We start from the raw sequence: 23,044 nt of genomic DNA, 5'->3' as shown, positions 1-23,044 counted from the left end.
CTAGAAGCCGTCCGTACCTTGGTAAAAATCTTTCAACACCGTAATAATAATAACGTCCGCTATCATTATATTACCCGCAACAAAATGAACTTTGCACCTGAAGATTATATGAATCTTACTTCACACGAGATTCACTATGACTACAGTGACATTTTTTTCATCGACGGCTTCAAATGTTCTATCAACTGTTTGAGGGAGGCATCATGCCAGGATGGAAAAGTGAGCAAACACATTATCCTGAACCACTAGTGAGATCCAGTAAGCTCATTCCATCGGAAAATGCCATAAATGCATCAACGGCCTGTACTATGAGATGGCGAAACTGACAAGCATTGCCCAGTATACACTGGTTATTGCCAGATGGGTGACAGGCACCAGGGGATTCTTTTTCAGTTTCCATGAGCCGCATAATATGACCGACGTTGATGTTTCTGGCAGACACAGCCAGACGGATGCCACCAGTACCTCCCCGGGTACCTTGTACGATCCCGGCATGACACAGGTGTTGTACAACTTTCACAAGATGATTGTGCGAAATGCCCTGCAACTCAGTGATGTTCCTGACGGTAACACGCGAATCAGGATTACACGCCAAGTGGATCAACACACGGAAAGCGTAGTCGGTACGCAGCGAAAGAGGCATCAGCCCCACCACCCATAGGCACGTGTTGACTGATTTTCCCAAGCAGCCTCTCAGAATATTGCCAACGGGCTGCTGTACCAGGCAACCGTGACGCAGGGCATTCGTGACATAGGGGAGTAGAGTACGCAAAATGGAGTTGCCTGCGCGTCTGTTCCTCTACTGTCATGAATTAGGTTACCTTCGAGTTTGGAAAGGTGACACACACACCAAATCCTCTGGCAGATCCTGTAAGTGGGGAACGTAAGCGCAGAGTAACGTCCATTTGGGTAGCGATATTACTGGCAATGGCGAGACCCAGGCCACTGCCATGATTACCGGTCCCGCCGCGCACGAATGGGCTAGTCAGCCGCTGGAATATGCCGGGTGGCAGCGCGGGGCAGTCATTGGTGATGTCGATTCCACCATCTGGTAGCACGGCCACCCGCACGGGCATATGGTGCCCTCCATGCAGCAGGGCGTTTTCAAGCAGGTTGCGCAACATGATGCCGGTCGCATCCATGTCACCATGTACGAATATGTGGTGAATCCCGTCTGGCGCGATGACAATGCCCTGCCCGTCACACGGATTATGCCCAAGATCATCGACAAGGACATGCACTACGGTCATCAGGTCGAAACGGTCGCGCCGGAAAGCGACGCCGGACGAGGCGCGGGAAAACTGCAGCAGTTTTTCCACCGTGCGGCCCAGCCTGCGGGTCCGGTCGGCAATGAGCTCCACCCGCCGGCCCGTATCCGAACCCGCCGGCATCAGTCGGCCCAGCATCTGTACCTGCGCCAGAAGGGCTCCAAGCGGGTTACGCAGTTCATGCGCAGCGCTTGCGGCAAAGGCGCGCTCGGTAGAGAGCGCTGCCTCCAACCGCGCCAACAGCGTATTGATCGAGCGCTGGATGGAGACTAGTTCGTCAGGGAGATCAAGGGGGGGAATGGGCTGAAGGTTGCCGCTGCCACGTGCGCGCATCTCGTCATGCAGCAGGTCCAGCGGGCGCAGGGCGCGCCGCACGATCAGGCGCACCAGCCACCAGATCACCGGCATGAAAAGCAGCATGGGCACGACAGAGATCAGCATCGCGCGCCGGACGGCCTCGCGCCGGTGGAAGGTCGGTTCCCCCACAAGAACGCGGTATTTCTCCGCCACGGGTGACGCGACATAAACGCGAAAATGCGGAACATTAGCAAACCCGGTCCGCCACGCGCGCTCGAATGCGTCCTGCGGGGCATTCTGGGAACGCAGCACGACATGCCCGGTCACATCCACGATCTGATAGGCCAGGGTGCGTGGCCCGACTTCCGGCAGCCAGGCGATGGATGACGCCGCACCCGGATCATGCAGTCGTGTCTCCACAGCCGTCTGCAGGCGCTCGGAAACTTCCTGAAGCGAGTTGTCCAGCCGTTCCGTTACCTCGTAGCGGGTAAATCCACCTACCGCGACACTGAGGATCAGCAGCCCCAGTATCACGACCATGAGTACGCTGCTGATGATCCGGGTGGACAGGCTCCAGCTTTTCATGCGCCGTCCCTTGCATCGAGGCAGTAGCCACGGCCGCGTATGGTCCGGATGACCGTGTTGCCGACCTTGCGCCGCAGGCGGCTGATGAAAACCTCGACGGTATTGCTGTCCACGTCCCGGTCCAGCGCATACAGCGCGGTGTCAATCTGCTGGCGCGAATAGATCCGGCCGGGACTGCGCGACAGCAGTTCCATGATGCTCCATTCCCGCGCGGTCAGGTCCAGCCGCTCGCCATCACGCGATACAGACCGGTTCTCCCGGTCTATCGTAATCTCTCCCACGCGGCAGTGCGCGTGCCTGCGCGGCGATGCATACCGGCGGGCCACTGCCGCAATACGGGCCACGAGTTCATTCAGGTCATAGGGCTTGACGATATAATCATCTGCCCCTTCGGACAGACCCGCGATACGGTCACTGATCTGGTCTTCCGCCGTGGTGATGAGGATGGCGATGTCTGATGATGTCCGACGGACCTCACGCAACAGGTCGCGCCCACTTCCATCGGGCAGGCCAAGGTCGAGCAGCATGAAATCATAATCCACCGTTGCCATGGCCGCGCGCGCGTCCTCCAGCGTCGTGAACCAGTCCACGGCATGCCCGTCCAGACCCACGCGCTCCTGCACCGCCACACCCAGATCGTATTCATCCTCGACAATAAGGATACGCATCAGTCCTGATCCTTTTCCCGCATGACCCGGGCATACAGTGATGGCAGCACAAGCAGGGTCAGCAACGTGGACGTGACCAGCCCGCCGATCACCACACTGGCCAGCGGGCGCTCGACTTCCGCGCCCGCACTTTCGGAAAACGCCATGGGAAAAAAGCCAAGGCTGGCGACAAGGGCTGTAGCCATGACGGGACGGAAGCGGGATTCCGCGGCCGCAAAGGCCGCCTGTGCCACGGCCATTCCCCGTGCCCGCAGGGCTGCGATCTCACTGACCAGCACCACGCCATTCAGGATCGCCACGCCAAACAGCGCGATGAAGCCGATCCCCGCCGAAATGCTGAACGGCATGCCGCGCAGCGTCAGCGCCACGATGCCGCCGGTTGCCGCCACCGGCAGGTTGACGAACACCAGCAGCGCGGGCCGCACTGCGCCAAACGCCACCACCAGCAGCGCAAAGATCAGGCCAAGGGCAACGGGCAGCACGATCTCCAGCCGCCTTGTAGCTGATTGCAGGTTACGGAACTGCCCGTCCCACTGCATGTTATATCCTGCAGGCAGTTTTACGTCCCGCGCCACACGGGCCTGTGCTTCGGCCACATAGGAAGACAGATCACGCCCGCGCACATTGGCCTGCACCACCATGCGCCGGCGTACCCGGTCGCGGCTTATGCGCGGCGGCCCATCGACTTCATGCACATGCGCCACCTGTGACAGCATCGCATTCCCCTGCCCGTCCATCCGCCGGACCTGCAGCGCGCCAATGGCGGCGGCGGATGTCGCCACGCGGGGGTCAAGGCGGACCTGCGTGCCGATGATGGCGTTATCCACGATCACCGGCCGGGCGCCGATATGCCCGCCTATGGCCTCCACCGTATCGAGAATGTCCTGCACCGCCACATTGCGGCTGGCAGCCTGCGTGCGGTCAATGTCGACCACGATCAGCGGCACGGTGCCGTCCCCCGCAGCCGCCACGTCCGCTGCCCCCTTCACGCCGGACATAGCCGCCACCACCCGGTCACCCAGCTCGGCCAGCATGGCCAGGTCATCGCCAAAGATCGAGACGGCAATCTGCGTGCGCACGCCAGAGAGCAGGTCATCCATGCGCATCTGCACCGGCTGGCTCCATGAATACAGCGCATCGGGCAGTTCGCGCCGCAGGGTATCATCCATCGCGGCGACCAGCCCCGCCTGCGTGCGGGCGGTTTTCCATGTGGCGGGTGGGTTGAGGAAGATGAAGCTGTCGGTCTCGTTCACGCCCATCGGGTCGGTGGGAATGGCCGATGTGCCGGTATTGCTGACCACCGCGCGCACTTCGGGGAAGCGGCGCAGGATCTGCTCCTGCTTCGTGACTGACGCCAGAACCGTATCAAGCGAGGCCGAGGGCAGCCGCGTGGTGGTGACCGCCAGCGCCCCTTCATCAAGCTGGGGAATGAACTCACCGCCCAGCCTCATCGCAAGCCCCGCTGAAAGGGCCAGCACCACCAGCGTACCGCCAAACAGGATGCGTGGATGGGTTTCCCCCCATGTCACCATATGGGTATAGGGCCGGCGCAGGAAGGCAATCAGCCGCGTATCACCCGCAGGCCGCACGCCCCCCAGCGCAAGGGCGGCCAGAACGGGCACGCAGATGAAGCAGTACGCCAGCGACGCCAGCAGCGCCATGATGACCGTCTGCGCCATGGGGCGGAACATGTGCCCCTCGATCCCCTGCAGGGTCAGGATCGGCAGATAGACCATGATGATGACCAGTATGGCAAACCCCACCGGGCGCATGACCTGCTGCACGGATGAGATGACCAGCGGAATGAATTCGGCGTCCGGCTCCTCCTCCCTGCGCGACAGCACATGTTCGATCACCACCAGCGAACCATCGACAATCATGCCGAAATCGATTGCGCCAAGGCTGAGCAGGTTGGCCGAGATACCGAACTGCCGCATGCCCGCCATCGCGCAGACAAGGGCAACCGGAATGACCGAGGCAATGACAAGGGCGGCCTGCCAGCTCCCGATCACCACCACCAGCACCCCCACCACCAGCACGGCGCCCATGACCAGGTTGTCACGCACGGTGGCGATGGTCTGCCCGGTCAGGGTGGCGCGGGTGTAATAGGGTTCGATCGTGACGCCTGCGGGCAAAGCCTGCCGTATGCCCGGCAGCGCACGGTTGATGGCGGCAAGCGTTGCGTTGGAACTCGCCCCGCTTTCCATCATCACCACGCCGATCACGATCTCGCCCTGCCCGTCACGCGTTACCGCCCCCAGACGGGTGCGCGCGCCTGCGCGCACGCGGCCAAGATCGCGCAGCCGCACGGCGGACCCATCGGGGTTGGTGCGCACGGCAATGTTGCCAAAGTCGGCCAGGCTGCCGACCAGCCCGCGTCCGACCACGCTCTGCTGTTCGGCATGGTGCGTGATCCATCCGCCGCCGGATGCCGCGTTGCCGGCATCCACCGCACGATAGACTTCGCCCACCGAAAGGTTGCTGCCGATCAGCCGCGCGGGGTCCAGCGTCACTTCATAGGTTTCTTCCGCCCCGCCATTGACGTTGACATCCACCACACCGGGTACAAGACGCATCTGCGGCACCACGGTCCAGTTCATGATGCGGTTGAGTTCCATGAGCGAACGCCCCGCGCCACGGATCTGGAACTGCATGATCTCGCCCATGCCAGTGGCCAGCGGCCCCATGCTGACGGTGATGCCGGGCACGGATATGTTTGAACGCGCCTGCTGTATGCGCTCGTTTACGCGGGTGCGGTCCAGGTTGATGTCGGTGTCATCGGCAAACTGCACATACACTACCGAGACGCCGCCACGCGATACGGAACGCAGGTCGGTCATGCCGGGGATGCCGGTCATGCTGGTCTCGACGGGAAAGGTGATGAGTTTTTCCACTTCCTCCGTCGCAAGGCCCGGTGCCACGACCGAGACGAGAACCTGCCGGGGCGAAATATCCGGCACCGCTTCCACCGGCAGGCCCAGGACAGCCATGATGCCCGCGGCCAGCAGCAGGCCAAGACCGCCCAGCACCAGCATGCGCGCGCGGATCAGGGTGGCAAGGTAGGCATGTGCCATCAGTCTGCATCCATTCCGGCCAGACCAATGACGGAACGCAGGGCAAAACTACCATGACCCACCACCGGCTCGCCCCCTTTCAGGCCGGAACGCAGCACTGCCTGCCGCCCGTCATCCAGTGCCACATCGACCACGACCGGCCGGTAATCCGTCGCGTTCACCCGCACGAACACGACGCTATGCCCGTCAATCTGCTGGATGGCTTCGGACGGCACGACAAGACCCGCCACGCTGTCACGCTGGGCCAGTGCGGAATCCAGCACCATACCGGGCACCAGCGCGCCAGTGGGGTTGGCCACACGGCTTATGACCCGGACCAGCCCGGTCAGGGGGCTGGCCATGCCGTCCACCGTATCGATACGGGATGTAAACGGGCCGTCTGCCGTCTGCGTTACCTGCTGGCCGCCTGGTGCGATCCGCGCTGCCTGGTCTGGCGGGATGTCAGAAACAAGCCATATGCTGGACAGATCCGCGACGGTAGCCACATCCATGCTCGGGTCCACATCACCCGCCACTGACGTACCGATCACCTGCACCATGCCGTTGACAGGGGAGATCAGGGTCGAGGTTTCGTCTTCCGCGCCCTGACTGTCCTGCTCCGATGATGAATTGAACTCCTCGGCAAAACGGTGGCCCAACGTGTCCACATCCGCCTGGCGTGCACGCATGGTGGCATCCGCCTGTGCCAGCACGTCCTGCCTGCGGCGCAGTTCGGCCAATGATATGCTCTCGCCAGCCAGTGCCCTAGCCCGCTGCACCGCGCCTGCCGCATCGGTCCGGGCCGCAATGGCGGCAGCAAGCGCTGCACGCATCTGAACCGCCTGCAGGCGCGCAACATGCAGGGAATGATCCTGATAGCGCACCAGCGCCTGCCCCCGCTGCACGGATGCTCCGGGCTGTAACAGTACTGCCAGCACCTTGCCACTGCCGGCGGGATGGATATGCACGACCCGCGTCGTATCGGGCATGACCCGGCTCATGACCGGCAGCATGGGTGCCACGCGACCCGGCCTGGCCGTGACGATGGTTACCCCTTCATTGGCAACCGCCGCCCCGTCCAGCTTCACGATCGGGGGCAGCGCCCCCTCCCCGGCATGGGCAGGCAGGCCGAGAAGAAACAGGATGGAGGCAATCCGCTTCATGGCACAACACCTGTTGCAATCAGCATGCGGATGCTGGCGACATGCCACTCCACCTCAGCCCGGGCACTGGCCAGTCGGGTATTGGCGGCCGCCTGCCGGGCGGCAAGCGCCGTATCCACACTGCCTTCGCCTACCCGCCAGGCCCGTTCCTGCGCCTGGGCCCGCTTTTCCATATTCTCTGCGGCACTGCGGGTAGCCTGTCGTGCCGTGGTGGCCGCGATCAGGCGTTCACGCACGCGCATCATTTCCAGATGCACCATGCGCCGCGCCTGCGTTTCCTGACTGGTGGCCGTGGCCAGGCGGTTGCGGGCTTCGGACATGATGGGCGTGTTACGGACCTCGCTGGGCAGGGGGATGCTGAAATTCACGCCCACACGATCATCCCACGGGCTGCCGTACTGCTTTTCATGAATGGCGTCCACGCCGATTTCCGGGTTGGGCATGAACGAACGGCGCGCCAGTTTCATGTTCGCTTCGGCGGCTTCCACATTGCGGTGCGCGACCTTTATGCGGGGATCGTTGTCTTCCATGTCGCGCGGGCTGACAAAACGGGCCTGCGTCACGTCGCCGCCGCCATAACGGCTCAGGTCGGGCACAACCGGACGCCCCAGCAGCACCTCCAGGGCCGTAGTCGCGTTCTGCGCTTCCTCCTGTGCCAGGGCCAGTTCATTGTGCGCGTTCTCCATCGCCGCCTGCGCCATCTGCCCATCGACCGAGGCCAGTTCCCCACCATGCACCGCATGCGTCGCATTGCCGGCCATGCGCGCTGTCGCATCGTACAGGGCATGGGCCACATCCATCCGGGTACGGGCAATCAGGGCGGCGGCAGCTGCGTCCAGCACCCGGATGGACAGCGCCATGTGTTCGACATTGAGCTGCTCATCAATCGACGCGGCTTCCGCGCTGGCGACCTGTTTCGTGGCGCTGCCCTGCCCCGGCAGCCACAGCGGCACCGACACGCCGCCCTGATAGGTTGTATAGCCTTCGTTACTGCCCAGCATGTGGTCATCCATGTATTCACCCGACAGGGTCGGGCCGCCGGCAAACCATGACCCGGCAGCGCTGGCGCGGGCGCGGGCGGAATGATGGCCGACCTGAAGTTCGGTGCGGACGGGATCGATCGCCCAGGCCATGCCGACGGCTTCATGGAAGGATGGGCCAGGGCGGGCGTCCTGGGCCAGGGCCATCCATGGCAGGGCACAGGCCATGGCGATCGACACAATGGGGGGGATGGCGCGGTTCATGCTTCAGGCCATCATGGAATGGCGCGACCACCATGGCTGATCCGTTCGGCCAAATCGCTCCACAGTCGCGCCATCAGCAGATTGATCTCGGACGTGACCGAAAACGGGGACTGCGAACGCGCCAGGGGCGAAAGGGACATGCGTTCCCCGATGACAAAATGCCCCTGCGAGAACAGCCGGGCCGAAATCGCCCCCTGCTGCCCCTGCCCCATGGGCCTCGTAACGGAAATACGCAGGTGTGGCGGCGGGTCGGCAATGAGACCGAAGACATGCCGTTCAGCTTCATCAGAGGGGCACGCCACGCCCTGCAGCACGGCGTCACGCAGTACGGAATGGGGATAACCCCCATACATGCCATCTACATGCAAACGTATACCATGCCGGACCGTCATACATATGCCCTCTGTCCCATCATCCGCCCAAGCGGCCGACACCCCTAGGAAGAAAATACAGGCTGCATACAGACTATCCCGCACTATCCTTTGCATAATAAGCGTCTGTTCCCCGGCGTACATAAAGTTCCTGCCATCACGACGATGACTTTCTGACGGTAACAGAGAAACCTGACGTGAACCTGAACATCCGGTCTACAAAAGAGAATTTATATTATGAAAATGATTATCATTTCTATATTTAGAGTAAACGATAATTTCATATGTGAATTTAAGGCTCTGTTAGAGCCTGAATTAGAAAGCGGTTTGATTGATTTGTCTCAGCACCCTGCAGATATGGACAATCATCAACTGTGCACAGGATAACGAGATTGGTGCCTCGACATGTTTCGTGAAACGGCGGCAGCGTCCGAGCCATACGAAGCGACGCTCCACGATCCAGCGTTTCGGCATGATGATGAAGCCTTCAGCCCGATCGCTGCGCTTGACGATCTCGATCGTCCGTCGGCCACGTTCGACCAGCACACCACGCAACTTCTCGCCAGCATATCCACCCTCACCAATCAGATGGCGCAGCCAAGCGAACAATGAGCGTATTTTGGTTGCTGCCGGCGGCGCACCGTTATGATCCTGAATGTCGGCGGGATGCACGACAGCTGCCACGACATGACACAGCGTGTCGGTCGAGATATGCCGCTCGCGACCCTTGATTTTTTTTGCTCGCGTCATAACCACAGCGGCCGCTGTTGTAGCGGTTTTAACCGACTGGCTGTCAATAATACCCACCGCAGGCGTGGCGTCTTGCCCACTTGTGCTGCTCTGCCACAGCTGGCTAGGCTCGTATCTCGGATTTGAGCATCTGTTAAAGTTCCTTGCTACGGACGGACATGATGCTGTCGTGCCCTCGGTACCCAGCTCTGCCTTTTTCAACCCGATCACCGGTATCATACATAGGCCCGCGTTGTGCAGCCGCACTCATATGCGGGCTGATGGCTCGTCTAGCCGGTACCCGGCGTTTTGAACGCTCATCGGCGTCAGGATAAGGCTCCAGACTCACCCCGCACCCAGACTGAAACAGGTGATTTCACACCCCTGCCCAATTAGATTACAAAACCCGACCACAGCCCGGTGCCATTGCTAACGTATAGCAACCTACCGCCAGGAATGTGCTGGCAGCCGCAACCGAACGTGACCCTGTTCGGCTGTGCTGCACATCTCATGTTTCCGTTTTCTGGCGCAGAGGCCAACGTTGCCCTGTATGTCGGCGTAGAACGTGGTTGATCGCTCATCAGACAAGCGCATGGAGCGTCGAACCTACACCACATATTAAGAAGTCCGGCAGGACATGTTTGAATACATTGAAATGTTCGGGCTTCCCTGTTTTCCTCGGCCAGCCAGTAATCTGGCATGCTGACGAACTGCCTCAATTTCCTTTGCCGAGACCTTTCCTTTGAGCTTCGCGTTCCGCATCCGCCAGTCCAGACTTCTCACCTGATCAGAGAGGACCACACTGGCGGGTTTTACTACTACGGCTACTTCAAACGGATAGCCTTTGATTTTAGTGGTCATGGGGCAGCAAAGCGTCATCCCCGCTTTGGCATTATAACTTGCAGGGCTGAGAAGCACCGCAGGCCGATGCACAGCCCGTTTCCGCCCCGGCTGAGGGATCAAATTCCAACCAGACAATGTCGCCGCAGTCCGGAACCCACGTGACCTGCGATTTGGTGTTCACCAGCTTTCGTCACCTACAGACTGTCCAAAGTCAATTTCATCATGCCCGTTCAGATCGGTAATCCCGGCGACGAGATCTTCCAGTTTGAGCAGTGTGGCGCGAACTGGCGCAATGATAACTCGAACATCTTCCTCATGAACATTCATCATCTGATCATCCTGACGTTCGGGTGATGCCTGGCTGCCTTATGACAAAGCCGGATAGGCCGGGCTGATCAGTCAGACCTTGGCCCCTTTTGCTTTCGTGCCGGTCTTCCGTACCGCACGCGGTCTCGCTGAAGTCTTGGAACCCGGCGTTTTCTTTGGCGATGCCGCGGAAGATCCGGTTTCAGTTGCCGACGACCTGGATCGCTTCGAAATCGTTTTTTTGGGGGGTAATACAGCCTCAGCAGTGTCGATCAACACTTCTTTCGTCGCACTATCGACAGAAGGTGCTGCGGTTGCTTCGTCCACGGGAGCGGTCTGGGGTACCAAAACCTTACGTCCGAGACCCGCGTCTCGCGCCAGAGTCGCTCGCATTTTGGCATACTCCGGAGCAACCATGGGATAATCCATAGGAAGCTGCCACTTCTCCCGGTATTGCGTTGGCGTCATTCCGTACCTTGTCTGCAGGTGACGCTTGAGCATTTTGAGTTTTTTGCCATCTTCCAGACAGACGATGTGGTCAGGAAACACCGACTGCCCGACTGGAACTGCAGGCTGCTGGGCAGGAATGCTGCTGTTTTTCTCTGTGGCCGGTGTTGTTTCGCGGATAGCAGCGTAGACATCGCGGATAAACGCCGGGACATGTTCTGTCGGCAGAGAGGTATTGGTATTGCCGAGATGCGCTGCCACTATGTCGCTCATGGCAATTACAATTGCCGGGGATAGGTCGTCTGATTGGTCCATGATAAAGCCTCTCCGCTATATTTTTACCGAATAACATTGCCGGAGTGTAAGTCTATATGCAATCGGCAAAATATGGCGTATCGAAAGCTGAATTATATATTGCGGTACGTTGCATACATCGATCACATCGCACCATGAACATCAAGTTTTACGCAAATTGTATGCGGCGGAGCCTGCCCCTGATTACGCTATCAGACGGCGTAAACTGGCTTATGCAACGGGCCTTTCACAAAAACTACGGCTCACCCCAATGTCGATGATAAGTTTTTTAGTCCGAATATATCCACACACGAATTTTCCATGACGTGGTGAGCGGATACAGTATTTATCTCTATCACCTGTCCGATGATCACACCGGGTTACCCCTGCAGGTAATGCAGCCAGTCATGGCTGTGTAACGATATAGCCGCGTTTCAGGCGATAACGGATCATCGCGATCAGGGCATTCACCGCGGCGCCTTCATCCGGATAGAGATCCACGCGCTGGGTGCCAGCTGTCCCGATCCTGCCCCAGTTACGAACAAGCGCGGCACCACCGAACAGGTCGGGCTGAACTGACAGTCCGTAATACCGCCACTCATTGAAACTGGGTTGAATACGGCGCAACTGGACCGATAGCGGGAACAGTCCAAGCTGTATTGTTTTCTCTGGGGGAACGGCGCTCGTTGATCTTCTGGATGTCATATTGGTCCTGCGCATCGCATGATGCTAACATGATCTATTATCCAAGTACAGATATTCTGAACTTCTTTCAGCCTTTTGCAACTTCGCTTGGAGCATGCATGGATCATTTCCTGCGATCTATGGGTCGAATGGTACGATGCGGATGTCTTCCGATACGTCAGTCATCCAGCATGTTGGTGGTTGCTTCAAGCCACGACCGATCGCAAGATGACGTAGAAGACGCTTTTTCTTGCCATCCAGGCATGACTGCCCTTCGATCACCCAGCAATAGCTCCGCATGTTTCGAACATACGTTGCCCGCAGAATATCGACGAAACACTCGGTAACAATAATGAGATATACGTTACAACGATACGGAATCGTGTAGATTGGGTAGCCTGATCATGATTCCGTGGAGCTAGGTGACCAGATTAAATCACGGCGAAAATCGTGAATAATAGCAAAGTATATCGGGTTATGCCGCTCCAGCGCTCCGTAAGAAACATGGCAACCGTGCACTGCGTTGCTTCAGTGTGTTCGTCTTGATCACTGTGAGGATGACATGAAGTTTGATGAACTTCACTCGCGTTTCGAGCTAATCGATGACGAACCGTCCGCACAGCTATGTTTGACGCTGGTTCAGGCAACTTTAGCGCTTAGGTGCAATATTGAATACATCGCTTCTCCGGCGAAAACCTCAATAGCGAGGCGTGAACAGGCGCAGGCACTTTATCCTATCCTGGTGCTTTGCCACGAAAAAGGCTGTCAATTGAAAAAGGACTATCCGGATTGCCATTATTTGCAACTCCGCGTTGATATCCTTGTAAAAATGATAAGCGAGATGTCAGTCGACGAGTTAGGAAGCGAGGCAGAAGAGACGTTTATTCTCCCCCCGATTAACCCTGCTTTTGAAAATCCCCTGTCTCGAGAAAGGGGGAACAACAAGGAATGATTTTTTAATCGTAGTCGCGTGATCAGGGCGTACGGGACATAGGTATTGTCCGGAGTCCGCCATGCGCAGTTTCTACGTGTTGCCATTTCTCCTGTTCATGCACGTGCCAGCGCGAGGACAGCAATGCTCTGTGTCTATTCCGATTGAGTCCAGGAGCGACACCATAGGGCCGCCCCTGGAACACAATGATAAAGGTAGGACCGATGCAGTTGCCCACCTTGGGATCGCCGGGGCCAACATCGAAAAACTACCCGATCTCCACGGCTTCGAAGCTGGCATTGCCCATACCCGGAACGAACTCCTGGTCTTTTTCGCCCCGGAAAGCCACGCGATCGTGCTTAGCGGCACGCTGATCCCGGTACCCTACGACACCCTACGTTCCCTGGCCGGGTCGCGCGCCCACGATCTCGCACCGGTCGATGGCATCAGGGGAATGTTTGTTCGGGCAGATAACCGTTTTCAGGTCATCTATGCGACCCCGGATGGCAAGGCAGCAGTCGCTGCCCGCATGTGGGGCGCCACCGGACAGGATATCACGAAAGACCAGATCAGGGGCATTCCGGGAGCCGTCCCAGAAATCAGTATCTCTGGCGCTTCATCCGACGCTAACGAACAGTCCGGGCTCCAGGGTCTCTCGGGAGGCCTTATAGGGACACCTTCAGCGCCAGAAGTCATTATGTTCATAGACCCGCAATGTGTCTACTCGATGAAGGCGATGCATATCCTTCAGCCCGCAGTCGATGCCGGGAAAGTTCGCCTGAAAATAGTCCCGCTGTCATTGCTTGATTACGAGGATAATGGCGCCAGTAGCGTCAATGCGAGAGCCATGCTGTCGCTCCCGGCAAACGAGATGGCACAAGCGTGGGTCAACGGTCGTCTAAACCCGGGATTGGCTGCACCTGAACCGGATAGTGGGGAGAAGCTTGTCCGCAATACGGAGATTGCACGGCAGCTAGGGCTCACAGGGACCCCAACCTTCGTCTGGATGCACCGCAATGGCCGGATCGGCCGGATCGACGGCGTTCCCACCGATGTCGCCACGTTTCTCACCTCGGTCTCGCAATGAAGACACGACAGGACCAGACCGGCCCGCGACGTTTTTTTGCAAGAACGCGCAAGCTTGCCCGCCTGGTGATTGGCGATCCACGTACATTGGTCGCCTGGTCCGATGTGACGAGAAATGCCGCGCTGATTGAAGCCCTCGGGAAGGCATTACTGAAGCCTAAAGCCGGCATGCAGAACCCGCGGGCGCCAGACGGTACCCCTATTGATATCGCCGCGATTGCTGCCGAATATGGCGTCGAACCCCGCGTTGTCGCGATCTTACTCGATCAGAGACAACATGAGACATACAGGCGGGCGCTCGCTGCCAGTATGCTCGCCGTTGTTCTGGTTCTTGGCTGGACCGGAGAAATGCTCCTTTCCCACTGGAAGGGCAGCCAAATCCTTGCTGCGCTGGAGTTCGCGCCCTTCTGGACATTTCTGACACTCGTGGCGTTTCAGAACGCGTGGCTCAACTGGCAGATCCGCGAACGCCGCCTAGGTTCCGCTCGCCAATTTGTCGCCACCGCCGACAGCCTCATTCCCCGCAGGCCGTAAGCGCAAGTCCGTCTGCATTGCGCTGGTGAATAGACAGGATCGGCGGAGCACTCAGAACGTGCCGGGAGGCGCGTTCTTGTCGCCGCCCTGAGCGCCTGTTGCCCAAGAGGCGTGTTCATAATCCTCGCGCCCCGACATCGCCCGTGGATCATCAGGCCGGACGATCGTACCGGCGCGATCGTACGTGGGGGGTGTCCAGATTACGTGTGTCGATCCGTATGCAGCGTGCGGATCATAACGCGCATGCCTGGTTGGGGGAGCCTTTGGGCCATGCACATGGGCAGCGGATGACACGTTGCCAGCGCTGCATGCCGCAAGCCATGGGGAGAGGACAAGAGGCAGAATGAAATGTTTCACGAATGGTCTCCCGCGTAGAGGCGACCATCCTGACCAAGGATCTTGCGACTAGGTTCTGTTGACAAAAGACGGTAGCCACAACTTGACTGCGGCGAGGTTGAGAAAGGCGAGGAACGATTTTCTCGTCTTGTCATAGCGGGTTGCGATACGGCGAAACTGCTTCAGCTTGTTGAACATCCGCTCGATACGGTTGCGATCCCGATAGCGACGGAAGTCACAGGGGATATCCTCTGTGCGGTTTGAACGCGGCGGGATAACAGGAAGAATACCTCGAAAAAGCAGGTTCTCCCGTATCCTGTCACTATCATATCCCCTATCGGCCAGAAGTTGGCGCGGTGTCACGACCGGCAGGTCCAACAGGGCATCAGCGCCGGAGTAGTCAGAAATTTCACCGCCCGTCAGTTCAAAGCCAAGAGGGCGTCCCTGACCGTCAGCGCGGGCGTGGATCTTGCTCGTAAAGCCGCCGCGGCTTCGACCAAAGCCTTCCTTATGTGTCCCCCTTTTGCGCCAGCAGCCTGGCTGTGAGCCCGAACAACCGTGCTGTCGATCATATGCTGCCAGTCATCGGTCAGCCCAAGTTCAACCAGCGTTTCCAGCAGAGCGTCCCAGACACCCTGCTCGGCCCATCGACGGAACCGGACATAGACCGAGTTCCATTTTCCGTAGCGCTCATGCATATCCCGCCATGGGCAACCAACACGCAGGACATAAAGCATTCCGTTGAGAAACAGACGGTTATCCTGTGCCGGGCGTGACCAACGGCCACGTTCAGGTGGCAGCAGGCCGCCAATGATCGCCCATTCCTCGTCCGTCAGGTCACCACGCATCTACAGGTCTCTGCAAAGACCAGCTTTGAATCACGTCCAGACCGGTCTGGGAAGACCTTTTGTCAACAGAACCTAGGGCTGCCGCTTTCTCCATTCATTTTCCATGGAAAGGTAGCCCCAAATCCGTCGTTCCATGTTCTCGGCTTTGGTCTTCAGCACTGTATGCTCATCGCTAAGTCGATGGTATTTGTCGTGGGCTGCCTCAAGATCGCACGCCAGGCGTTCCTCTCGGTCCCCAGCAGCCTTGAGTTGAGCTGCCTGCCGCGCAGTTGCTGCATCTGCAAGAGCGAGGGTGTCTTTCAGGTCTTTGATCTGAGCCTCCAGACCAGAAGCATATTCCCTGGATCTGAGCAGATGCTCCTCAAGTCTGTCAGATTCCGCGTTCTTCTGTCGCAGTAAGCTTGTCATCTGCGAAAGCAGGTCAGCGAGTTCATCGGCTTCTGTCGGTCGCGCAGACCGTCGGCCGTAAAGCGCACGTTGTATGGAGTTTCCCAGCGTCTGTTCGTACTGGTGCGATGCACGTCCCAACATGAACGCTGCAGCCCCGCTCAGGCCACCATAGTTCGACATCTCAGTTCCTCCTGACCCTAAAGTCAGACGCTCTTTTTCATTGTTGTATCACTTATTAGAGCCCGAGCACCAGAAGATATGCCACCGTTGCCTTGTCCCGGCCCATTCTGATTATCTGCTTTATTTCCTGCCAGAGACTGCTGAATCGAGAGCAACGTGCCCGCCATACCGACAACGGCGGCGTCCCTGCTGAACTGGTCGATATCAACGCGATCCACGTCACCGAATCCGATCATGGCGGGAACCCGTTGGGGCAGGATCGAGATCATCCTGAATGAAATGAACGCCAGGGTGACGTGAATCATGACAAAGAGGCTAACCAGAACAATCATGCCGAGGAAGTTGCTGACAATCCAACCGTTTGACAGCACCAGTCCGGCCGCAATGCCGAAACACATGTGGATCAGCCACGACACTGAATCAAATATAAAATATCCAAGGAAAAGCCCGAATAGCATCAGCACCGGCCGGAAGATGACATTGAACAGAAGGGCATAACCCTGTTTTGCATGACCGTGCAGCCCCTCCCCGTTCATGGTCATATGCGCGAGCATCCACAGAGGCGCTGCAATCACGGACTCACAGACCATGATGAACCATCCAGCCACGGCAAACATCCACATGACAAACGGGATCATCGGGATGACATAGGCGATGGTGAGGCCTGGCATAAGCATGGCGAAACAGCCGCCGATAATCGGCGCGCCAAAAAAGTGCATCAGCGCGTGCCCGGCCCCTGCCGCAACGGCACCTTCTGGATTCCCGCTCAGAAGCGACAGCACGCCGATACCAACGGTCCCGGCCGTAGAAGAAAGAACCGACGCAGTGCCCATCGTGAGAAGGGCAGTCGTGATCATCCAGTTTCCAAGTGACATGAGATTGCCAAACGGATCCGTCCAGTAGCCGTTCGTCCCGGACGGCTCGATAAATCCGGTTACGATCTGCAGGGCATAATCGTTCAGGTGCAGGGCGCGGAACAGCTGGTCGAGCACACCTGCACCGTCTCCACCCGGTATCGCGCCCGTGTACAGGTCCGCATTCCCGCCTGGCGCGGTCACGCCATCCTGCGTCGCAACCATGCTGTCGATGTTCTCCATAAAGGTGTCCGCAGACTGCACCAGGGGCGCAATGTCCGAGGCAAGATAGTTTCCGAGACCGGAATAGGATGGCGTAGTGATGGTTGGCGTTGCGGTCATGAGAGACAGGGTCTGGCCATTGAGGCGCGCGAATTCGAGATAGTAGGCTCCTGCGCCGGTCCACCCGAGAGTATCCATCTGGTTGCTGGTGTTGACCGCATCTCCGTTCGTCGAAATCCCCCATTGGTGGAGCGCGAGCGTCTGATTGTTGACCGTGTCCTGAAGCTTCGAACGCAGTTGTGCCGCCTGCGTCGTGAGACGCGACGCATAATCGTTGGTGGCATTGACGATGATGGTCATGAGTGGGGCCAGGGACGCTGTCGTTTTCGTTTGCCAGTAATTCTGCGCGACCTGCGCAACCTGGCTGCGAATGTCGCCAAGGATCACGGAATCAAGAACCTGTTTTTGCATACCCGCCTGGTCGACCTGGAAACCAGCCAGATTCACTGCGTCAGTATTGGGCGCCTGCAGACTTACGGCCCCGCAAACTGGTGTCCCGTCTCCTGCGCCGGCTGCCATATTGTAAGAATAGTTGATGATTCCCATCTTTCCGCCGGTCACGGACAGGACGGTCTGCCCGGTCGGGGCCGCAATCAGGTTCGTGTTATTCGCAGCAATGTTAATAATGGCCCGGCAGAACTCATTTTTCACAAGACCGGTCACAATCCCTTTTGTGCCGGGGATAAGGGGCTGTGCGATGACCTTGCCGTCTGGTCCGATTGCCTGCTTCGCCTTGTCATAGACGACCTTCGCCATACCGATGCCCCAGAGCGAGCCCTGCACGACAACGGCCTGCGCCGCATTGAAGCCGGTTGTCGGAAGCGGCCACATCAGGATGGCCGCAATCCCGATCCGCACAATCGACATGCTGGTCTGGTTGTTACCAAGGAGTTGCGCTGTTTCTGCACCCCGGTGGATGTTCATGAAGTAGATATAGCTTACGACCGCCATCGCAAATGCCATGACAAACCCGGAGAACCACCCGATCATGGTTCCTATGACGGTCGCCTCGTTGCCGATGCTGGGCGCGCCCGTATCCTGCCCGAAAACCGGGAATACGGACCGGATGACCTGCGCCGCCCAATCACTGCCCGGATCAAGCAGGTCCCATGTCACGTTATAGCCCGTGCTGCTGGCTGCATCCCCTGAACCGGTCGCGACGACCGTCTGCGCTGCAGCGGACACGGTAAGAGCCGACAGAAACAGGAGCGGCAGGATGGCGAATACAAGGCGACGAAAGGGCGTCATGGTTTGTCCTCCAGCGGCGAAGTCACGGCGCAGGACTGGCGGTGGGACCGGGATTCATCCGCGTCATGAAATCCGTCACCGCGGTTACGGCCTTGTGCATCATCTCGCGGACCTTTTCGCTCACATCTTCCAGCGCACTGGCCCCCTCCTTTTTTCCGGGCACCTCGGCCGCAGTCCTGCCGATCTCGGCATCGAGCTGGGTGAAGCGCTGCGTCACACTGCCGGGCATTCCCATGCGCTGGCCTGTTGCCTCGGCGGCGTCCCTTCCCTTTCCGTAGGCTTCGAGCCTGCTGGTGACATTCTCCAGTTGCGCCGCGAACGCCTGGTTATTCTGTTTCTCCGTCACAAACTGGCTATGCAGATCGGCATACCGGCCACCGGCCTTCATCTCCGACAACACACCGGCAACACCGTCAGGATCACCCTTTCCTGCATCTGAAATCGCCGCCATGATGGAGGAAGCTGGCCGCTCCCTGAGGTCACGCAGGGCCTCCACCGCCTGCTTTCCCAGACGTTCGGTCGCCTCCAGGCTCTTTTCGTCACGCGCGTTGTGCAGCCGGGTGCTGAAATCGACGGCCTTTTCCATCCATGATGATGCCGGGCTCGCAGGCTGGCTATCAATGCGCGAGGCAATCGCTTCCGCGAGGCGGGCAAAGCCCCCGCCGCGAATAACCTTTACTTCCTCCTGATCCCTGGTAGCGGCGTTCGTTTCCCGTGTGTTCGCTGCCGCCTTTTCCTTTGTTCCGTTGCCATCCATCGTGGATCGGTTTTCCGGTGCGTCTTTCGCGGGGCCTGCCTGCTTCTCTCGAAAGTCCTTCTGAGGATCTGCCGTGTGGGTCTGCCCGGATCGGGTGTTAGCCGACTGCTCCGGTCCTGGCGGAATGCCCTCCCCCGGGGACGCCATTCCACGGGTTTTATCCGCTTGACCTTTCTCATCGTGCGCAGACCCGGCAGCATGATTCTGCCCTGGCGCTGGCTGGTGCCCCGGTTCGGGAAAGACGGTCGCCCTCAGGCTCTCGATGGTGTGCGCGATGTCCGGGTGGTCCGGATCCTGATGTCCTTCAACCAGTTCACTGGCAAGTGTCCGGATCGCGTTTACTTCTGGCTGCTGAAGGCGATGCGTTTCACGCATCATCGCAGCGACCACAGGTTCGTTCAGACCTGGGTAATGCGCCGCGCGCTCTGTCATCTCGGCGCGGAGAGGATGCTCCTTTTCAAGCGTCGGTCCCAAAAGGCGCTCTACATCCTGCACGGCGTATGCGACGCGCGTACGGAACCCGGGATCATTCTGGACGTCAGGCTCACGGGATTCCTGCCGCAGCCGGTCATATGCGGCGGCCTGCCCGGGCGCCTGCTTTCTGTATTCGGACTGCACGCGATCGAGGGTTTTCAGCACATCCTCGATATCGCCGGTTTTCTGCTGGGCCTCAGACATGGCAAACCTCTAGGGATTGATCGTGGGGGAAGGCATCGGCGTCAGGCCGTCCTTGAAGGCGACCTCTTCTTCCTGCGCGACCCGGGCAGCTCCCATGGTCGCCAGATAGAGACTGAGGCGGTAGTTCTGGAGTGCCAGGTAATTGGCCTGCGCCATTTCGGTGGCGACCTCGCGCATGATGGACGCGGGAGGCATTGCCTGGAGCGAGGCGTTCCAGCTTACGCTGGACACCCTGCGATTGACTTCCAGCGCCATGGCCTGCAACCACGACGCCTTGTCGAGCGGCGTGAGCCCCTCGGCCGTCATTTCAGCCTTCTGGTCCCGCGTGAGCGTGACAGACGGAACGCCAAGTGATGTGACGTAGCCCGCGACCCAGCGGGCAAGAGACATACGGCTGTTGTATGACCGTCGGCGGGTCGCGGCTTCACGTCCACGAAGGCTGGACAGCTGCTCGCCACGCAGGGCTGCAGGCGCTACTGGCTGGATGAGGGTAGTCGCATAATCATTGGCTGCATCCACAGCGCCATTCGCAGACAGGGTATCAGCGCCGAACAGGCTGGCAGCACGCTGGTCGGCGTTCGGCAGCCGGGACACGGAAGAGCAGAGCCCCTGGGCCACGTCGTCCGACGAACAGTAGCGCTTGAGGTGCAGGGACATGTTCGCATCCGTGCCTTGTGACTTGCCGTAATAGGAGGGCGTTCCCTGACCTGCCTCACCGCGGGGATCGCTCACGGTCGCAATGGCGTACACCGCAGAGCGCGCCGCTTTGGACGCGGCCACGGTGGACTGCTGGGCGTCAAGGCCCGCGCAGAATTCCGGGTTCATCATATGCTCGTCCCGGATTCCGGTTTCCTGCTGGCGCCGTAGAAATCCGGCCATCGCTGCGTCCTGGGCATCCATGAGTTGCGACTGGGCACCGACCTGGGCTTTCGCGTAATTGGCAACCTGCGTGAAACCCTTCGTCAGGAGAGACGCAACGGAATTCGGGTTTGTAAGGCTACTGAGGTTTGAATCGATGCTGTCCGTCAGATTTTTTGTCATCGTATTGAGGGCGTTGCCCGTGAACGCCTGAAGAAGCTTGATCGCTGCAACGACAGCGGCGTCACTGAAAAGCGCGTATGCCGGACGCGGCGTGACTGCCAGCACGCAGACGCACGAAGCAACACCAATGATAACCATCTGCAGCCTGCGCATCAGAACACTCCGTCCACGAGATTGCTCAGGCTGTATCCGGTCGGAAGCTGGGGAGATCCGTTGATATACAGATCAGTCGTACCGCTCGACGTCCCCGCAATGGCGGTCGCGATTGGCGGCCCACCACCACCGAAACTCAGGCTCGGGCACATGAGCCCGCTACTCGAGCCAAAACCGAGCCCCAGGTTAACGCCTGACAAACTGAGTCCACATTGGGTCGACCCCATGGCGTTACCCCATGCCGCCTGTGCGGCCTGACAGACCTGGCCACCTATCTGGCCCTCGACGGCCTGCAGGAGTGCCGCGGGGTCAAGGCCGTTCGTGATGAGATTCAATCCGGTGCCGTTGAAAAAATTGCTCAGGCAGGATAGGCCGTTGACGCTATCCGGCTGCTTTTCGTAAGCATCGTTGGCCTGAACGCGTTCGTTTACGGCTGTTGCCGCCGCCTGGGTCAGGGCGGCGCAGCCGACGCTTCCCGTAGATGTCGTGGCGCCAGAGGCGGCTGATGACATGGTCTGCGCATGCCCCTGTATCGATACAAGAGCGGCGGCCACTGACAACAGGACACGGAAGCGCAGACCGATCATGCGGCCTCCTGACGTGTAGCCGGACGCGTCACAGCCTCCAGCAGGGCAATCCTTTCCGGAGCAAGAAGGCGATGAAGCGCCTGGCGCCTGCTTTCCGAGATTACGCCCCGTCCAAAAGGGCTGTCCGCCGACAACAGGTCCCTGCGGCCGCGCAGATAGGGGATCAGCGCGTCAAGGGAGCTGACCAGATCCGGCCATTCATGCGGCGCGACACCAGCGAGGATGGCGTGCCAGGCCGTCCTCGCTGTCATATCATTGTCCAACATCGCGATGACGTCCTCCCCGCCCCTGATGCGCCAGATCTCGCCGAGCGCATCCAGCGCAAGGGAGACATTGGGCATCGGGGAAGAAAGTCCGGATTTCCGGACGGATGAGGGCTTGTTCATGGAACCTTCCTCGGGTGATGACGACGAAGGTGTCGGGCCATCATGCGACCAGTCAGCGAATTCGACGTCGGACCGCGACTTTATTATGACCAACATCAATGACGTCACCCGCCTGGGCTACCGTGGTCGCCAGAACCTTGTTCCATTCCCGGCCGCCCTGCCAGTCAACAGGAACGCTGGTGTCCACGTCCGCCGCGAACACCACACGCACCCCATGCGGAACGATCTGACGCACGGCGAAACCAAGTGGGACCTGCTTTCCATAACCGCTGGCGATATGGAAATACCGACGGGCTGGAACATTCCCGGATGTTCGAGGATCCACACCAGTATCAGCCAATGCGCCCGGACCTTCCTGCCCAGCGTCTCCCGGTGATGGTAAGGCTTCCCCGCCGGTTGTCCCCATCAACGCCGGCTGGGACGGAGTGTCCGGAGAAGTTGTCTGGACAAGATGAAACGCGGCAGGTGTGACAGATATGGGGCCAGAGGCCAGCGCCATAACCACGGCAGGCATAACAGGCATATGAGTGTCTCCATCAAGTTCTCCTGACCAGAGCAGCGGCCTTTGCGACCTCAGACACCTTTTTTGCGGGCTCCAACTCGACTATCATGACGTTCCGTCACGCGTGATCCCCTGTCAGGACGTGACCAGTCGATATCTTCTGGATGTTGGAAGTTTCTTTTGCCGAGGAAAACGCCCGCCGTGAGAGTAAACGAAAATGTCCCATGACAATGGCAAGATGCAAGCCGAGGCTTTATTTGCATCCGGCCAATTATATAGAGACATCGGGAAAATCATTT

General features: G+C 59.0%; 22 protein-coding genes and 1 pseudogene. 4 read left to right on the top strand and 19 right to left on the bottom strand.

The features are described 5' to 3' along the window. Window positions 1–232: 232 nt before the first annotated feature. From GXY01S_RS17230 to GXY01S_RS11340, 12 genes and pseudogenes are all read right to left on the bottom strand, one after another. Complete coding sequence (locus GXY01S_RS17230; protein WP_010511654.1) at window positions 233–643, bottom strand: RrF2 family transcriptional regulator; 411 nt, start codon at window positions 641–643, stop codon at window positions 233–235. A gap of 169 nt (window positions 644–812) precedes the next feature. Next, window positions 813–2,150, bottom strand: coding sequence for a histidine kinase dimerization/phospho-acceptor domain-containing protein (locus GXY01S_RS11375; protein WP_007396722.1), 1,338 nt, complete (start codon window positions 2,148–2,150; stop codon window positions 813–815). Further along, window positions 2,147–2,818: a response regulator transcription factor gene (locus GXY01S_RS11370; protein WP_007396721.1), complete on the bottom strand. Its 672-nt coding sequence runs from the start codon at window positions 2,816–2,818 to the stop codon at window positions 2,147–2,149. The genes GXY01S_RS11375 and GXY01S_RS11370 overlap by 4 nt, the downstream gene beginning before the upstream one ends. After that, a complete protein-coding gene (locus GXY01S_RS11365; RefSeq protein ID WP_061275205.1) occupies window positions 2,818–5,892 on the bottom strand; it encodes an efflux RND transporter permease subunit in 3,075 nt (1,024 codons plus the stop codon). Before GXY01S_RS11365 ends, GXY01S_RS11370 begins: the two co-directional genes overlap by 1 nt. Further along, window positions 5,892–7,034, bottom strand: a complete 1,143-nt coding sequence (locus GXY01S_RS11360; RefSeq protein WP_061275203.1) for an efflux RND transporter periplasmic adaptor subunit — start codon at window positions 7,032–7,034, stop codon at window positions 5,892–5,894. The genes GXY01S_RS11365 and GXY01S_RS11360 overlap by 1 nt, the downstream gene beginning before the upstream one ends. Continuing rightward, a complete protein-coding gene (locus GXY01S_RS11355; RefSeq protein WP_061275201.1) occupies window positions 7,031–8,278 on the bottom strand; it encodes a TolC family protein in 1,248 nt (415 codons plus the stop codon). Before GXY01S_RS11355 ends, GXY01S_RS11360 begins: the two co-directional genes overlap by 4 nt. 11 nt (window positions 8,279–8,289) lie before the next feature. Continuing rightward, complete coding sequence (locus tag GXY01S_RS11350) at window positions 8,290–8,766, bottom strand: hypothetical protein (RefSeq protein ID WP_370664434.1); 477 nt, start codon at window positions 8,764–8,766, stop codon at window positions 8,290–8,292. A gap of 198 nt (window positions 8,767–8,964) precedes the next feature. After that, a pseudogene (locus GXY01S_RS17225) lies at window positions 8,965–9,477 on the bottom strand (transposase); the annotation flags it as partial. A 519-nt stretch (window positions 9,478–9,996) separates the two neighbouring features. After that, complete coding sequence (locus tag GXY01S_RS17220) at window positions 9,997–10,296, bottom strand: type II toxin-antitoxin system PemK/MazF family toxin (protein ID WP_078527732.1); 300 nt, start codon at window positions 10,294–10,296, stop codon at window positions 9,997–9,999. Between the two features lie 102 nt (window positions 10,297–10,398). Next, complete coding sequence (locus tag GXY01S_RS18585; protein WP_053323998.1) at window positions 10,399–10,551, bottom strand: AbrB/MazE/SpoVT family DNA-binding domain-containing protein; 153 nt, start codon at window positions 10,549–10,551, stop codon at window positions 10,399–10,401. A 69-nt stretch (window positions 10,552–10,620) separates the two neighbouring features. Further along, window positions 10,621–11,289 (bottom strand): MucR family transcriptional regulator, encoded by a 669-nt coding sequence (locus tag GXY01S_RS17215; RefSeq protein ID WP_039998424.1) that lies wholly within the window; start codon window positions 11,287–11,289, stop codon window positions 10,621–10,623. A gap of 384 nt (window positions 11,290–11,673) precedes the next feature. Further along, entirely contained in the window at window positions 11,674–11,973 is a 300-nt protein-coding gene (locus GXY01S_RS11340; RefSeq protein WP_048851518.1) for a WGR domain-containing protein, read from the bottom strand. A gap of 541 nt (window positions 11,974–12,514) precedes the next feature. Here GXY01S_RS11340 and GXY01S_RS11335 point away from each other — a divergent pair. The 3 genes from GXY01S_RS11335 to GXY01S_RS11325 all read left to right on the top strand — a co-directional run bounded on the left by GXY01S_RS11335 (window position 12,515) and on the right by GXY01S_RS11325 (window position 14,503). Next, window positions 12,515–12,904 (top strand): hypothetical protein, encoded by a 390-nt coding sequence (locus GXY01S_RS11335; protein WP_061275199.1) that lies wholly within the window; start codon window positions 12,515–12,517, stop codon window positions 12,902–12,904. 61 nt (window positions 12,905–12,965) lie between these two features. Then, window positions 12,966–13,970: a thiol:disulfide interchange protein gene (locus GXY01S_RS11330; protein ID WP_048852094.1), complete on the top strand. Its 1,005-nt coding sequence runs from the start codon at window positions 12,966–12,968 to the stop codon at window positions 13,968–13,970. Beyond that, window positions 13,967–14,503 (top strand): hypothetical protein, encoded by a 537-nt coding sequence (locus GXY01S_RS11325; protein WP_061275198.1) that lies wholly within the window; start codon window positions 13,967–13,969, stop codon window positions 14,501–14,503. The genes GXY01S_RS11330 and GXY01S_RS11325 overlap by 4 nt, the downstream gene beginning before the upstream one ends. 405 nt (window positions 14,504–14,908) lie before the next feature. Here GXY01S_RS11325 and GXY01S_RS18205 read toward each other — a convergent pair. From GXY01S_RS18205 to GXY01S_RS11285, 7 genes are all read right to left on the bottom strand, one after another. Then, a protein-coding gene (locus tag GXY01S_RS18205; protein WP_208624738.1) for an IS5 family transposase occupies window positions 14,909–15,687 on the bottom strand; the annotation gives its coding sequence in 2 pieces (ribosomal slippage) (window positions 14,909–15,360 and window positions 15,360–15,687; 780 coding nt in all). Between the two features lie 72 nt (window positions 15,688–15,759). After that, on the bottom strand, window positions 15,760–16,257 hold the full coding sequence (locus GXY01S_RS11310) for a hypothetical protein (protein ID WP_061275192.1): 498 nt from the start codon (window positions 16,255–16,257) through the stop codon (window positions 15,760–15,762). Between the two features lie 23 nt (window positions 16,258–16,280). Continuing rightward, a complete protein-coding gene (locus GXY01S_RS11305; protein WP_061275190.1) occupies window positions 16,281–18,641 on the bottom strand; it encodes a DotA/TraY family protein in 2,361 nt (786 codons plus the stop codon). Window positions 18,642–18,663: 22 nt separating this feature from the next. After that, window positions 18,664–20,076 (bottom strand): hypothetical protein, encoded by a 1,413-nt coding sequence (locus tag GXY01S_RS11300; protein WP_061275187.1) that lies wholly within the window; start codon window positions 20,074–20,076, stop codon window positions 18,664–18,666. Window positions 20,077–20,085: 9 nt separating this feature from the next. Further along, window positions 20,086–21,270, bottom strand: a complete 1,185-nt coding sequence (locus tag GXY01S_RS11295; protein ID WP_061275185.1) for a hypothetical protein — start codon at window positions 21,268–21,270, stop codon at window positions 20,086–20,088. Beyond that, the gene (locus tag GXY01S_RS11290; protein WP_010515543.1) at window positions 21,270–21,857 is read right to left on the bottom strand and encodes a hypothetical protein; all 588 of its coding nucleotides are present in this window, start codon (window positions 21,855–21,857) and stop codon (window positions 21,270–21,272) included. Before GXY01S_RS11290 ends, GXY01S_RS11295 begins: the two co-directional genes overlap by 1 nt. Then, window positions 21,854–22,243: a hypothetical protein gene (locus GXY01S_RS11285; RefSeq protein ID WP_223846643.1), complete on the bottom strand. Its 390-nt coding sequence runs from the start codon at window positions 22,241–22,243 to the stop codon at window positions 21,854–21,856. Before GXY01S_RS11285 ends, GXY01S_RS11290 begins: the two co-directional genes overlap by 4 nt. Between GXY01S_RS11285 and GXY01S_RS11280 the strand changes: the two genes are divergently transcribed. After that, the gene (locus GXY01S_RS11280) at window positions 22,242–22,619 is read left to right on the top strand and encodes a hypothetical protein (RefSeq protein ID WP_061275214.1); all 378 of its coding nucleotides are present in this window, start codon (window positions 22,242–22,244) and stop codon (window positions 22,617–22,619) included. The genes GXY01S_RS11285 and GXY01S_RS11280 overlap by 2 nt on opposite strands. Window positions 22,620–23,044 lie beyond the last annotated feature (425 nt).

It is taken from the genome of Komagataeibacter xylinus NBRC 15237 (genome assembly GCF_001571345.1).
Lineage (GTDB): Bacteria > Pseudomonadota > Alphaproteobacteria > Acetobacterales > Acetobacteraceae > Komagataeibacter > Komagataeibacter xylinus.
This window is presented reverse-complemented; position numbering and strand designations above follow the sequence as displayed.